Below are 13448 nucleotides of genomic sequence, written 5' to 3' on the forward strand. Positions count from 1 at the left end.
AATCTTGACGTTAGAGATTGTCAAGGGGAGCCTAGATTCGATCTCCCCCTTTGTGGGGGAGATGTCCGGCAGGACAGAGGGGGGTAAGCCCCACCCACAAACCTTAAAGACGAACGGACACACAATGCCCCCCACCGTTTCCCCATCAGGCGCAACCCTCACGGCAAACGGCACTGCATTCTCCGTCTATTCCCGCCACGCCTCGCAGATCGACCTCTGCCTGTTCGATGCAACCGGCAATACACAGACCGCCCGCCTGCCCATGCAGCGCGATGAAAATGACATCCACCACCTCACCACAGATGCCCCCATCGGCACCCGCTACGGCTTTCGCGCCGATGGCGTCTATGCGCCTGACCATGGCCTGTGGTTCGACCCGTCGAAACTTCTGCTCGACCCCTATGCCATTGAGATCGACCGACCCTTCGCCCATGATGCCGCGCTCTATACCTTCGGCACCGACACCGCTCACGTCATGCCCAAAGCCATCGTCTCGCAGCACAAGCCCGTGGAGCGGCAAGGGCCGCTGTTTTCGCGCGGTGGTCTGATCTATGAGGTGGCCGTCAAGCCGCTCACCATGCTGCACCCGGATGTGCCCGAGACGATCAGGGGAACAGTCGCAGCCCTCGCCCATCCCGCCATCATCGCACACCTGAAGACCATCGGTGTCGATGCCATCGAGCTGATGCCGATCACCGCCTGGATTGATGAGCGTCACCTGCCCCCGCTCGGTCTTACCAATGGCTGGGGCTATAATCCCGTCGGCTTCATGGCGCTCGATCCGCGCCTGTGCCCCGGTGGCATGGATGAATTGCAGGGTACGGTTGCCGCGCTGCATGAAGAGGGTATCGGCGTCATCCTCGATCTCGTCTTCAACCACACGGGCGAAAGCGACCGCTTCGGCTCCACCCTGTCGCTGCGCGGGCTGGATAACCTCACCTATTATCGCAATCTGCCTGATGATCCCGGCACGCTGGTCAACGATACCGGCACCGGCAACACACTTGCCTGCGATCATCCGCAAATTAGCCAGCTTATCGTCGAAACACTCAGGCACTTCGTGGCCCATGCGGGCATAGACGGTTTCCGCTTCGATCTCGCCCCCATTCTCGCCCGCACCGCAAAAGGCTTCGATGCGGATAGCGAAACCCTGAAATCCATCCACGCCGATCCGTTGCTGCATGACCGTGTGATGATTGCGGAGCCGTGGGATATCGGCCCCGGCGGCTATCAGCTCGGCAATTTCCCGGAGCAGTTTCTCGAATGGAACGACCGCGCCCGCGATGATCTGCGCCGTTACTGGCGCGGCGATGCCGCAACCACCGGCGCGCTGGCCGATGCGCTGGCGGGTTCATCCGCCATTTTCTCTCGCCACAACCGCACGCAAACCCGCAGCATCAACTTCCTCGCCGCCCATGATGGTTTCACGCTTTACGATCTTGTCTCCCACAGCCACAAGCACAACGAAGCCAATGGCGAGGACAACCGCGACGGCAACAACGAGAACTTCTCGTGGAACAATGGCGTTGAGGGCCTGAGCGACGATCCGGCGATCCAGGCCGCCCGGATTGCAGACATCAAATCCATGCTCTCCACCCTGTTCGTCACCCGTGGCACCATCATGCTCACAGCGGGAGATGAAGGCGGTCGTAGCCAGCAGGGCAACAACAATGCCTATTGTCAGGACAATGCCATCACATGGGTGGATTGGTCTTCCCTTTCGCCGGAACTGATCGAGCACACCGCCTTTCTCACCTCCCTGCGCAAACGCTTCGATGTATTCAGCGAGGCCGGCTTCTTCTCCAGCCTGAGCGACGATGTCGAGTGGCTCTCGCCATCCGGCGAGCCGATGACGGTGGCGGATTGGGAAAGATCTGATGGCACGCCGCTTGCCATGCTGCTCAAAACCCATGACACGCAGACGGATCAAGCCACACGCCTTTCCATCCTCTTCAACCGCAGCCACGATATCGTGCCCTTCACGCTGCCGGGACAATGGCAGCCCATGGGCACGGATTTCGGCAACCCGGCCTATCTCCCGGCCCGCTCGGTGGTGTTCTACCGGCAGGGCTGATTGCTGCGTTGCAAAAAGCCTGTTGTTCGTTAGAGTCATTCCTACTGAATGTGCTGACACTACCCCTGAGATAACAAACATCGAGAGCAACCATGCCCAAGGAAATCTCTCTGTCCGAGGTCAAAAACCTTGTCGATACCGAAGTCGGCGTGTCCGACTGGATCACCGTTGATCAGCCCATGATCGATGCCTTTGCCAAGGCAACGCAGGATGACCAGTTCATCCACACAGATCCTGAGCGGGCGAAAGCCGAGAGCCCCTTTGGCGGCACCATCGCCCACGGCTTTCTCACCCTGTCGCTCCTGTCTGCCATGAATTACAGCGCCCTGCCCAAGATCCGCGAACAGACCATGGGCATCAATTACGGCTTCGACAAACTCCACTTCGTCGCCCCGGTCAAAAGCGGCGCCCGCATTCGCGGCCATTTCACCCTCGCCGAAGCCCGCTTTCGCGGCGCAGCCATGCTAATGACCACCTATGACGTGACCGTGGAAATCGAAGACGAGAAAAAACCCGCCCTCACCGCCCGCTGGACCACCATCAGCCAGTTCAACCCGGAAGACAGGCCAGAAGACGATTGAGCGCGCGCCTTATGCCGCTTTGCGCACTTGGCCGTGCCGCTTATCAGCCAAAGCAAAGCGGCTGATCATCTCGCGCAGACGTTTGCTTTCCTGCGCCAGCATGTTGCTTGCGGCTGTCGCTTCCTCCACCATGGCGGCATTGCGCTGGGTGACCTGATCCATCTGGTTGACCGCAGCATTGACCTCGGCAAGGCCGGTCGATTGCTCCTTGGCTGCAATGCCGATGGAGGCCATGTGCTCGTTGATGGTCTGAATATGCACCTGAACCTCGCCAAGCGCCTGCGTCGTGTCCGTCACCAGTTCCACACCGCCGCGCACATGAGAGCCCGATTGCCCGATCAGCAGACGAATTTCCCTGGCCGCCTTGGAGGAGCGTTGTGCCAGCTCGCGCACTTCCTGCGCAACGACGGCAAAGCCACGACCAGCCTCCCCAGCACGCGCCGCCTCCACACCGGCATTCAAGGCCAGAAGATTGGTCTGGAAAGCAATCTCATCGATAACAGTGATGATGCTGGTAATCTGCTGCGATGAGCTTTCAATCAGCGACATGGCTTCGGTCATGCGGGCCAGAACCTTAGCGGAATCTGCCACGCTTTGCTGCGCCTGCCCGGCCACTTGTTGCGCATCCTGCACGCGCTCGGTGGAACCCTGAACGTTGGTCGTGATCTGATCAAGCGCCGCCGCCGTCTGCTCAAGCGAGGCAGCCTGTTGTTCCGTTCGGCTGGAAAGATCGGCAGCACTGCCGCTGATTTCGCCCGCACCTCCATCGATGGAATGGGCAGCCTCCACCACGGTGGAAAGCGTATTGGCCAGCTCTGCCACGGAGCGGTTGAAATCCTGCCGCAACCGCTCGAATTCCGGCGCCAGCGGCGTTTCGATTGAGAAAGCAAGATTGCCATTGGCCAGTTCCTGCAAACCCTGCCCCAAAAGGGCCGTTGCATGGTCCAGCTGAGAAACCCGCTGCTGCGCCTGCCATTCGTTGGCGTGGCGTTCACGCTCGGCCGCCTCGCGCTGTGCAATTGTTTCTGCCTCCAGGCTTTCTTTCAGCAAAGAGTTGGAGCGGAAAATCTCCATGGCTTCCGCCATGCTTCCCAATTCGTGACCGGTTCCCTTGCCGGGAATATCGACATCCAGTTGCCCGGCGGACAGATGGCTCATGGCCTGGGTCAGTCCGCGCAAAGGTCGAACGATGGAGCGACCGACAATAACCGCCAGAGCCAGCTGCACCGCAGCGGCAACCACAAGCGTGCCCATCAGAATCAGCATCCGGCGGGCATTATCGGCAGTGGCAGCAGCCTCCGTTGCCGCCTGCGTTGAAGCAAGAGACTGCCTCAGCGCTTCAAATTGCGGATCAAGTCGCAGCTCCATCTGCCGCAGCTCTTCCGTCATCGTGCGCTGGGAAACCGACCGCTCTGCAAAATCATGAAAAGCCTTGCGATATTTTTCCAACAGACCCGAAATATCCGCGCTCTGGCCCGCCGCATAGGTGGAAGCGGGAAGCGCCTCCATGGCATCGACACTCTTGTCGAGCTGCTCGATATATTTCTGCTCACCGCGCAGCATGAAATCCTTCTCATAGCGGCGGGCTTTCAGCAGCAGAACTTCCACAGTCGGATTGTTACTGCCGGTCAATATCTTTTCCACGGCATGGATGGCGCCGCGCAACTGGCCCTGCAAACCATCATCCGCCGTAAAGCCGAGCTCCCGCGTGGTTCCAGCCAGCCGCTTGAACGCTGCGCCATAGACATCCACCTGCTGGCGCAAAAGCACCAATTGCTTTGCCTCGGCGGTGTCAGGCGCAAGCGCGGCCAAAGGGGCATTCACCGCGGCAACAAGCTTGGCGTGGCGGGCATCCACCTGCTTTTCAAGCTCTTCCGTCGGCGATTGTAAAAACCGTCCTGCACTCAAACGAAGATTTTGAAAGAGATATCCAGCTTCCGTCACCTGATCGGATATCTTCTTTGAAAAACTGAGTTGTTCTTCTGTGTGTTCTTCAAACTCCTGAGCATCCCAGAACAGAAATCCAACACTCAACATTCCAAGCAGAGAAAAAAACGCCAGCATCCATGTGCGGGCAGCAATAGAAAACCTCGAAAGAAACATTGGCATTTCCTCGCTTACGGTCGATTGTGAAAGTTTTATGACAGTTTTATGACAGTCTACTCCGCTGGATAAATAAACTATTAAACTACAGATTGAATTTGCCGAATAACCTTGGAATTACGGGGAAACGGCAGAAAAAACCGATAAAATTATCGAATTGCCAGTCTTAGACGTCATCAAGCTTGCAGTTCGTCAATTGATTTTGAAAGTTCACCAATAAAACTTCCTCGCATTACTTTCTGAGATAGCGATCACCCCATAACGCAAACGAATCGTTTCCTCCGCATGGTTGCAATCCGTGCCCCGCGCCGAAACATCGGAATTCCGACCCCAATTTCAAACCGAAATTCCATATCGGATGTCTCCATCCTCATGCTCTTCTTGTGCACCGCTTGAGGAAACATGCATTGTGCGCAACTTTTCTCGTCCCAAGCCCGGAACCCGTCAGCGCACTCCGCGTTGAAGGAAACATGCTTTGAGGGGGAAAAATTCATGGCAACACCGGTCACGCAGGTCGACGATACGTCCGAGCCGAAAACGGAGCTCAAGCGGGTCATCGGCCCCGGCCTTCTGCTCCTGTTCATCGTCGGGGATATTCTGGGCACCGGCATCTACGCGCTAACGGGTCAGGTTGCCGCAAAAGTCGGAGGTGTTGTCTGGCTTCCCTTCCTCATCGCTTTCGGCGTGGCGCTGCTCACCGCCTGCTCCTATCTGGAACTGGTGACGAAATATCCCAAGGCTGCCGGTGCAGCGCTTTACACGCACAAGGCCTTTGGCGTGCATTTCATCACGTTTCTGGTCGCTTTTACCGTCATGTCATCGGGCGTCACGTCCGCCGCCACAGCGTCGCGCGCCTTTGCCGCCAATTTCACGACCGTCACGGGGTTTGATTTTGGTGCCTTCGGCGTCACGGGTGTCGCCATCGCCTTCATCGCCGCCATCGCGCTCATCAATTTTCGCGGCGTGGGCGAAAGCGTGAAGATGAATGTGGTGCTGACGGTCGTCGAACTGACCGGCCTTCTCATCATTATCGGCATTGGCTTCTGGGCCATCGGCAACGGTCAGGGAGACGTGTCCCGAGTCTGGACGTTTGAGCCTGCGGGCGATAGCGGCGTCATGTGGTCGGTGGTAGCAGCCACTACGCTTGCCTTCTTCGCCATGGTCGGCTTTGAGGATTCGGTCAATATGGCTGAAGAGTGCAAGCAGCCCTCGCGTATCTTCCCGAAGGTGCTTCTAGGCGGCCTTGCGATAACGGGCGTCATCTACATTCTCGTTGCCATCTCGGCCATCACGCTGGTTCCCGCAGCCGAGCTTGGTGAAGGTGAAACGCCCTTGCTGAAAGTCGTTGCAGCCGGCGCACCAAACTTCCCCATCGGCATTTTCGGTGTCATCACCATGTTTGCCGTCGCCAATTCCGCGCTCATCAACATGATGATGGCAAGCCGCCTGATCTATGGCATGAGCCGCGAGAACGTTCTGCCGCCAGCGCTCGGCAAGGTCCACAAGGCGCGCCAGACCCCCTATATCGCCATCGTCTTCACATCCATCATCGCCATCGGCCTCATCGCCTTTGCAGGCGGCGTGCCCGCACTGGGTGGCACCACGGCGCTGCTGCTGCTGGGTGTTTTCACCATCGTCAACATCGCTGTTCTGGTTCTACGCAAGGACAAGGTGGAACACAACCATTTCCGCACCCCGACCATCGTGCCGATCATCGGCGCCGCTAGTTGTTTCTTCCTCGTCGGCCCATGGACAGGCCGCGACCCGGTGCAATATTCCATCGCTGGTGTGCTGCTCTTCATTGGCGTGCTGCTATGGCTCGCGACGATCAGCTTCATGAAGATGCAGCGTAAAGCAGTTTAAAGAACGCAAATACGCCGTGGGCATGGTTGCATTCCATACCCACGGTGATAAATCGGAATTCCGGCTCCCATTTCAAAGGAAATTCCATGCCGGACTTCTCCACCCTCATGCTCTTCTCTGCCGCCGCAGTCGTGCTGACGGCAACGCCTGGTCCTGATATGCTGCTGATTGCATCACGCAGTGTCAGCCAAGGCCGTTCAGCCGGTTTTCTAACCTATGCGGGAATAGCAGCGGGCACATATTGCCACGCAATCGCTGCAGCCCTTGGTCTGTCCCAACTGTTTGTGACCGTGCCCCTTGCCTATGAGATCGTACGCTGGGCGGGATGCGCCTACCTGCTATATCTGGCATATAAGACAATTCGTTCGAAAAGCTCAGCCTTTGCCCCATCGACGGGTCTTAAAAAACTGTCGGGAAAACGCATTTTCAGCGAGGGTCTGGCGACCAACATCCTCAACCCGAAAATGGCACTGTTCGTGCTGGCTCTCTTCCCGCAATTCATCGATCCGAATGACTCCATGCTCATCCAGACCGTGGCCCTCGCCAGCATCCTGAATGGCATAGGTTTTCTGGTAAATGGCGCGGTCATCCTGCTAGGCACCAGCATCCGTAACCGGCTCTCCGCAGTCAGCCGTTTTCCGAAGCTGCCGCAATATTTGCTGGCGAGCGTATTTACCGGCTTGGCATGCCGTCTGGCATTGGGAAGCAGACCTTGAGAAAACATGTCAGGCGGAGTGTAACTTCTGCCTGACGCTTGTCGGCAACAAAACGCCTCAAGCGTCCCGTGCGCCCTCTTCCAGCAAGCCGAACACATAGTCCGCAAAGGAGCGCCAGCACTCCACCCGGAACGTGTCTTCGGTGACGCGCAAGAGCACCACTTCCGCCTTGCCGAACAGCGTGCGCGAGCATGCGCCGACGGGGAAGGCTTCCAGCGAGAGATCTTGCGGGCATCCGGCGTTCAGTGTGGCTTCCGCACCTTCGCCTGAGACTGTCATGGCCACATTGCGGTGGGAAACGTCGGTGGCGGAATGGGCTTGTGTAACGCTGGCGCAGGCTTCCATCAGGTTGCTTTCGCCCTGGTCGATCACAAGCCATTCATCCGGCCCGAGCCAGAGCGCGGCACGCAGCGCCGAGGTTGTAGACGTTTTGGGCGTCTGCGGCAGGCTGATATCCAGTGCTTGGGAAAGCTCCGTCACTGCATCCGCCTTGGCGCGCAGTGAAAGCCTGTAGGCTGGCGCTGCAACCTTGATCGAGACATTTGCAGACCCGGCGCGCGCGCCTTCGAGAACCGATGTGCGGTTTGCCACTATAAGATCAGCCATTGATGCGGCCCCCTTCCTTGTCGAAGAACACCATGTCCGTCACCTCAACGGCAATCGTCTTGTCGGCCAGCGGAATATAGAGCGTTTCGCCCATCCGCGCCCGGCCACCAGCCACCAGCCCGAAGGCGATGGAACGTCCCAGATTTTCAGACCAATAGGATGATGTCACGTGGCCCAGCATCGTCATCGGCTTTGGCTGGTTGGGATCGGCCACGATCTGCCCACCCTCTTCCGGCACGTCATGCGGATTTTTGGGCAGAAGGCCGACAAGCTGCTTGCGCCCTTCCCGCGTCAGATCAGGACGCTGCAAGCCTCGAATACCGACGAAATCCGTCTTCTTCTTGGAAACAGCCCAGCCAAGCCCCGCATCGTCAGGCGTCACGGTACCATCCGTATCCTGACCCACGATGATATAGCCCTTTTCGGCACGCAGAATATGCATGGTCTCAGTACCATAGAGACAACCGCCCACGGCTTCAGCCCGCTGCGCAATCTCTTTCCACACGGCAGGGCCGAAATCAGCAGGAACGTTGATTTCAAAACCAAGTTCGCCTGTGAAAGACACGCGGAACAGTCGTGTCGGCACGCCGCAAATCGTGCCCTCGGCAATGGCCATATGCGGGAAGGCTTCCGGCGAAAGATCGATGCCCTCGACCAGCGGCGCGATCACGTCGCGCGCCTTCGGCCCCTGCACGGCAATCACGGCCCATTGTTCGGTGGCCGATGTCAGCCACACATTCAGCTCCGGAAACTCCGTCTGGAGATAGTCTTCCATATGGTGCAGCACGCGCGGCGCACCGCCGGTTGTCGTCGTCACATGGAAACGGTCTTCGGCCAGACGCCCGACAACACCGTCATCATACACGAAGCCATCTTCGCGGGTCATGATGCCATAGCGGCAGCGGCCGGGCTTCAGCGTGTCCCAGGCATTGGTGTAGAGCAGGTTGAGGAACTTCGCCGCATCCGGCCCCACCACCTCGATCTTGCCCAGTGTTGACGCATCGAACACGCCCACCGTTTCGCGCACCGTCTTGCATTCGCGGTTCACGGCCTGGTGCATGTCCTCGCCGGCACGCGGGTAGAACCACGCACGCTTCCAGTTGCCCACGTCCTCGAAGGCGGCCCCAGCTGCCTCTTCCAGCGCATGCATCGGCGTCTTGCGGGCCGGGTCAAACAGCTTGCCACGGGAATGGCCAACCAGCGTACCAAAGGTGACGGGCGTATAGGGCGCACGGAATGTCGTCAGCCCCACCTTGGGCAGATCGCGGCCCAAGGCTTCGGATGCGATTGCCAGACCGTGCATGTTGGACATCTTGCCCTGATCGGACGCCATGCCATTGGTGGTGAAGCGCTTGATGTGCTCGATGGAATGCATGCCTTCGCGCACCGCAAGGCGAATATCCTTGGCGCAGACATCATGCTGGAAATCGATGAAGGCTTTGACATTGTCGCCTTCGCCAGCCCCTTCGGCAGCACCGATCATACCGCCGGTCCATTCATGCGCATTGCTGGCGGAAAACTCCACCGCACCGCCGCCAGCTGCTGCCGCTTCGGCAATGAGAGCGCTCAGATCATCCGTACCATTGCAGGCGCCGATGGAAACGCAGTCCTGCACATGTATATCTGGCAGAAAACGCTGGTTTTCCGCGTCATATGTCAGCTTCCCGCGTGATTGCGAGAAGAGATGCACCGATGGCGTCCAGCCAGCGGAAACCACGAGCGCATCGACCTTGATCTTGCGCTTCGATGACCCGCCATTGCGACCCACCGTCATGGAGGAAACCCGCAGACGCCCCGCCGTATCATAAACGCTGTGGCCTGCCAGCACCTCGATGCCAAGCGTGCGCGCCTCATCCAGAAGCTTCGCATCCGGCTTGGCGCGGCAATCCACAATGGCGGCAATGGCGACACCAGCCCGCTTCAGGTCGAAGGCCGTCTCATAGGCCGAGTCATGGGCGGTGTAGACACCGACATTGTGGCCAACAGTCACGCCGTAATGGTTGAGATAGGTGCGCGCGGCCGATGCCAGCATGATGCCCGGGCGGTCATTATTGGCAAACACCATATGCCGCTCGATAGCACCTGTCGCCATGACCACCTTGCCTGCCCGCACCTGCCAAAGGCGTTCGCGCGGCTGATGTCCCGGTGTTGCAAGGTGGTCGGTCACGCGCTCGGCAAGAGCGATGAAATTGTGGTTGTAATAGCCGAACACGGTCGTGCGCTGCAAAACCTGCACATTCGGCATGGCTTTCAACTCGGCCAGAACCTTCTGCGCCCAGTCGTAGCCGTTAAGGCCGTCGATGGTCGCGCCGGTATCGAAGCGAAGCGCGCCGCCAATATCAGAGTTTTCATCGACCAGCATGACCTTCGCGCCGGTCTTTGCCGCAGCCAGTGCTGCCGTCAGACCGGCAACGCCACCACCGGCCACCAGCACGTCGCAATGGGCGAAACGGCTTGCATAATGGTCGTTGTCACCTTCCTTCGGCGCACTGCCAAGGCCCGCTGCACGGCGGATGATCGGCTCATAGAGCTTGTCCCAGGCAGCCTTCGGCCACATGAAGGTCTTGTAGTAAAAGCCCGCCACGAACATGGGGGACAGGAAATCATTCACCGCACCCACGTCGAAAGACAGCGACGGAAAGCGGTTCTGCGACGAGACAATCGCGCCATCGAACACTTCCTGCACCGTGGCGCGCACATTGGGCTGCTTGCGGCTGCTGTCTCTGGAAACATCGATCAGCGCATTCGGCTCTTCCGGCCCGGCGGATAAAAACCCGCGTGGACGGTGATATTTGAACGAACGGCCAATCAGATGCACACCATCGGCCAGAAGTGCCGAGGCCACCGTGTCACCCTGATAAGCGGTGTGGATCTTGCCATCGAAGGTAAACCGCGCTGTCCGCGCAGGTGTCAGGCGGCCAGCGCCCTTGATGCGATAAGCGCCGCTCATCGTGCCGCTCCTTCACTTGCAGCCATGATCGTCGCCTCATCTGGCTTCGGCTCACCCGCCTTGTAGGTCAGGTGGATCTTGTCGGTCACGGAGTGGCGCGCCGCATTGAAGAAACGCCCGCAGCCGTGAATATGCCGCCAGCGTTCAAACACCATGCCCTTGTCATTGTCACGCATGAAGAAATATTCCGAAAATTCCTCATCGGTGACAGCGGAAATGTTTTGAGGCCGCGCAATGTGCGCCTCGCCCGCCCAGCGAAACTCCAGCTCGGAACGCTCATCTTCACAATAGGGACAACGGATCAACAGCATGTTCTTGCCTCAAAGAGAGCTTTCCGGAACGATGGTTCCGGCGGGTTGGTCACACAGGCGTTTTCCCATGGTAATATAGGGGTAGAGCCTGCTCATCAGTTCATCGACACTGCTAAAGGCGCGGAAAACCTTGGTCTTACCCAGATTGACGACAGCCATCGTCATCGGGTTAATGTTGAGAACGACAGGCGCTTCCTGCCCGCCATCCTCTTTTTCCGCCACGAAATAGACCGCCTTGTCGCCAATCACGGGCGCGCAGAGAAGCATTCCCTTGTTCGCCACAAACGGCCAGTTCTCCTCGCCCTGCGCCTTGGCTATGGCCTGAACGCGAAAATCCTGCACCTCAGGCACAAGCGTGCTGACCGGCAATGGCGCGGTCGCAACGGCTGCGGCAAGAAGCGCTTGCGGCATCATCAATGCGCCACCGCCGCCGCTGCCGCCTCATCAATCAGCCGTCCCGTGCGGAAACGGTCGAGATTAAGGCCTTCCGCCAATTTATGCGGCTCACCACGCGCAATCAGATGCGCAAACAGATGCGCCGAGCCCGGCGTCGCCTTGAAGCCGCCCGTGCCCCAACCGCAATTCAAAAACAGGTTCGGCACCGGCGTCAGGCTTTGAATGGCGGAACGGTCAGGCGTGTTGTCGGTAATGCCGCCCCATTGGCGCATCATCTTAACCCGGCGGAAAATCGGGAACAGCTCGCAGATCGCATCCAGCGTGTGGGTGATGATCTGCAAACCACCGGTCTGAGAATAGGAATTATACTGGTCCGTGCCCGCACCAATCACCAGCTCACCCTTGTCGGATTGCGAAATATAGGCATGCACCGTGTTGGACATGACCACGCAGGGGAAAATCGGCTTAAGCGGCTCAGAGACCAGCGCCTGCAACGGGTTGGAGGCAAGCGGCACCCGCACATCGGCCATTTTCATGACAACGGAAGAATGGCCCGCCGCCGAAACACCAATCTTCTTGGCACCGATAAAGCCGCGATTGGTTTCCACACCCGTCACCGCACCGTCAGGCCCGCGCCGGATTGCCGTCACTTCACAGTTCTGGATCACATGCACGCCACGGTCGGATGCTGCACGGGCATAACCCCAGTTCACGGCATCATGGCGCGCCGTGCCGCCACGGCGCTGAAGGGCCGCACCATTGATGGCGTAACGGGCATTGGCGGAAATATCGAGCGGCGGACAGTAGGCCTTGGCCTGTTCCGGCGTCAGCCACTCATTGTCGATGCCGTAGAGGCGGTTGGCATTGATATGGCGCTTGAAGCTCTGCTGGTCATGCACATTGTGCGACAGCATCATCACGCCGCGCGCCGAATACATCACATTGTAGTTGAGATCCTGGCTCAAGCCTTCCCAAAGCTTCAGGGAATGCTCGTAAATATCCATGCTCTCTTCATAGAGATAATTGGAGCGGATGATGGTGGTGTTGCGCCCGCTGTTTCCGCCACCGATCCAGCCCTTTTCCAGCACCGCAATATTGGTAATGCCGTGTTCCTTGGCCAGATAATAGGCTGCACCCAAGCCATGCCCGCCGCCGCCGATGATGATGACATCGTAGGACTGGCGCGGTTCGGGAGAGGCCCATTGCGCATCCCAACCCTTGTGTCCACGCAGGGCCTCACGAGCGACGGCGAAAACCGAATATTTGCGCATTGGGCGAACCACTCCTTGAAGCCGGGCTGGATACTCTTCCGGCAGAACACTACACATGGCAAATGAATTAGACCGGGAATGTTCATTTTGCGACGTGCCACTATAAAGTATCGACATGGGCGTCTGGAATGGCTCAGACGGTGCTTTTTAGGGCTTTAAACACAGTTAATCGCTGGACTTTCGGGAGACAATCTGGTATTGCACCCCACCACTCGCGCGGCCTCACGGCCAACCGAACGATTTTTTGTTTGCTTGCGAATGCCAATTCACACGGCAAAATAACCAACCAAAGGAACGGGATTCACGTGCAGGTACTAGTCCGCGACAACAATGTTGATCAGGCGCTTCGCGCTCTCAAGAAGAAGATGCAGCGCGAAGGCATTTTCCGCGAGATGAAACTGCGTGACCACTTTGAGAAGCCGTCTGTGAAGCGTGCACGCGAAAAGGCCGAAGGTGTTAGCCGCGTTCGTAAGCTAGCCCGCAAGCGCATGCAGCGCGAAGGTCTGATCGCAGGCCCACGTGCACCAGCGGCTCGCGCATAAGGTCGTTTTTTCGACGTTTTTGAATGTTTATGGGG

The 13448-nt window shown here is 58.3% G+C and carries 11 protein-coding genes; 5 read left to right on the top strand and 6 right to left on the bottom strand.

What is annotated here, in order from left to right; genetic code table 11:
* The first annotated feature begins 124 nt into the window (after positions 1 to 124).
* Positions 125 to 2074 (top strand): glycogen debranching protein GlgX, encoded by a 1950-nt coding sequence (gene glgX, locus RQI55_RS18705; RefSeq protein ID WP_243255088.1) that lies wholly within the window; start codon positions 125 to 127, stop codon positions 2072 to 2074.
* A gap of 92 nt (positions 2075 to 2166) precedes the next feature.
* Entirely contained in the window at positions 2167 to 2655 is a 489-nt protein-coding gene (locus RQI55_RS18710) for a MaoC family dehydratase (protein WP_243255087.1), read from the top strand.
* Between the two features lie 9 nt (positions 2656 to 2664).
* Here the strand turns inward: RQI55_RS18710 and RQI55_RS18715 are convergent, their stop codons facing one another.
* Positions 2665 to 4758, bottom strand: coding sequence for a methyl-accepting chemotaxis protein (locus RQI55_RS18715; protein WP_243255086.1), 2094 nt, complete (start codon positions 4756 to 4758; stop codon positions 2665 to 2667).
* A 492-nt stretch (positions 4759 to 5250) separates the two neighbouring features.
* Between RQI55_RS18715 and RQI55_RS18720 the strand changes: the two genes are divergently transcribed.
* Together RQI55_RS18720 and RQI55_RS18725 are read left to right on the top strand one after the other, a co-directional pair.
* A complete protein-coding gene (locus RQI55_RS18720) occupies positions 5251 to 6621 on the top strand; it encodes an APC family permease (protein WP_243255085.1) in 1371 nt (456 codons plus the stop codon).
* Positions 6622 to 6707: 86 nt separating this feature from the next.
* Positions 6708 to 7337 carry a LysE family translocator gene (locus RQI55_RS18725; protein WP_243255084.1) on the top strand — a complete coding sequence of 210 codons (630 nt, stop codon included), beginning with the start codon at positions 6708 to 6710 and terminating at the stop codon, positions 7335 to 7337.
* A 57-nt stretch (positions 7338 to 7394) separates the two neighbouring features.
* Here the strand turns inward: RQI55_RS18725 and RQI55_RS18730 are convergent, their stop codons facing one another.
* Genes RQI55_RS18730 through RQI55_RS18750 form a run of 5 tightly spaced genes read right to left on the bottom strand, consistent with a single transcriptional unit; the run spans position 7395 to position 12871 of the window.
* Positions 7395 to 7943, bottom strand: a complete 549-nt coding sequence (locus RQI55_RS18730) for a sarcosine oxidase subunit gamma (RefSeq protein WP_243255083.1) — start codon at positions 7941 to 7943, stop codon at positions 7395 to 7397.
* Positions 7936 to 10893: a sarcosine oxidase subunit alpha gene (locus tag RQI55_RS18735; RefSeq protein WP_243255082.1), complete on the bottom strand. Its 2958-nt coding sequence runs from the start codon at positions 10891 to 10893 to the stop codon at positions 7936 to 7938. Before RQI55_RS18735 ends, RQI55_RS18730 begins: the two co-directional genes overlap by 8 nt.
* The gene (locus RQI55_RS18740; RefSeq protein ID WP_243255081.1) at positions 10890 to 11204 is read right to left on the bottom strand and encodes a sarcosine oxidase subunit delta; all 315 of its coding nucleotides are present in this window, start codon (positions 11202 to 11204) and stop codon (positions 10890 to 10892) included. Before RQI55_RS18740 ends, RQI55_RS18735 begins: the two co-directional genes overlap by 4 nt.
* A gap of 9 nt (positions 11205 to 11213) precedes the next feature.
* Complete coding sequence (locus RQI55_RS18745) at positions 11214 to 11618, bottom strand: hypothetical protein (RefSeq protein ID WP_192067100.1); 405 nt, start codon at positions 11616 to 11618, stop codon at positions 11214 to 11216.
* The gene (locus tag RQI55_RS18750; RefSeq protein WP_192067099.1) at positions 11618 to 12871 is read right to left on the bottom strand and encodes a sarcosine oxidase subunit beta family protein; all 1254 of its coding nucleotides are present in this window, start codon (positions 12869 to 12871) and stop codon (positions 11618 to 11620) included. Before RQI55_RS18750 ends, RQI55_RS18745 begins: the two co-directional genes overlap by 1 nt.
* Before the next feature lie 305 nt (positions 12872 to 13176).
* On the opposite strand from RQI55_RS18750, the gene rpsU reads away from it, so the two are divergent.
* Positions 13177 to 13413 (top strand): 30S ribosomal protein S21, encoded by a 237-nt coding sequence (gene rpsU, locus RQI55_RS18755; RefSeq protein ID WP_042617620.1) that lies wholly within the window; start codon positions 13177 to 13179, stop codon positions 13411 to 13413.
* The last annotated feature ends 35 nt before the right edge of the window (positions 13414 to 13448 follow it).

The organism is Rhizobium sp. WCS2018Hpa-16 (assembly GCF_031843705.1).
Lineage (GTDB): Bacteria > Pseudomonadota > Alphaproteobacteria > Rhizobiales > Rhizobiaceae > Agrobacterium > Agrobacterium tumefaciens_C.

Excerpts from the sequence above, each read along its gene's own strand:
- RQI55_RS18715 (WP_243255086.1), bottom strand. The coding sequence starts at position 4,758 with ATGTTTCTTTCGAGGTTTTCTATTGCTGCCCGCACATGGATGCTGGCG.
- glgX (WP_243255088.1), top strand. The coding sequence starts at position 125 with ATGCCCCCCACCGTTTCCCCATCAGGCGCAACCCTCACGGCAAACGGC.
- RQI55_RS18710 (WP_243255087.1), top strand. The coding sequence starts at position 2,167 with ATGCCCAAGGAAATCTCTCTGTCCGAGGTCAAAAACCTTGTCGATACC.
- RQI55_RS18720 (WP_243255085.1), top strand. The coding sequence starts at position 5,251 with ATGGCAACACCGGTCACGCAGGTCGACGATACGTCCGAGCCGAAAACG.
- RQI55_RS18725 (WP_243255084.1), top strand. The coding sequence starts at position 6,708 with ATGCCGGACTTCTCCACCCTCATGCTCTTCTCTGCCGCCGCAGTCGTG.
- RQI55_RS18740 (WP_243255081.1), bottom strand. The coding sequence starts at position 11,204 with ATGCTGTTGATCCGTTGTCCCTATTGTGAAGATGAGCGTTCCGAGCTG.
- RQI55_RS18745 (WP_192067100.1), bottom strand. The coding sequence starts at position 11,618 with ATGATGCCGCAAGCGCTTCTTGCCGCAGCCGTTGCGACCGCGCCATTG.
- RQI55_RS18730 (WP_243255083.1), bottom strand. The coding sequence starts at position 7,943 with ATGGCTGATCTTATAGTGGCAAACCGCACATCGGTTCTCGAAGGCGCG.
- RQI55_RS18750 (WP_192067099.1), bottom strand. The coding sequence starts at position 12,871 with ATGCGCAAATATTCGGTTTTCGCCGTCGCTCGTGAGGCCCTGCGTGGA.
- RQI55_RS18735 (WP_243255082.1), bottom strand. The coding sequence starts at position 10,893 with ATGAGCGGCGCTTATCGCATCAAGGGCGCTGGCCGCCTGACACCTGCG.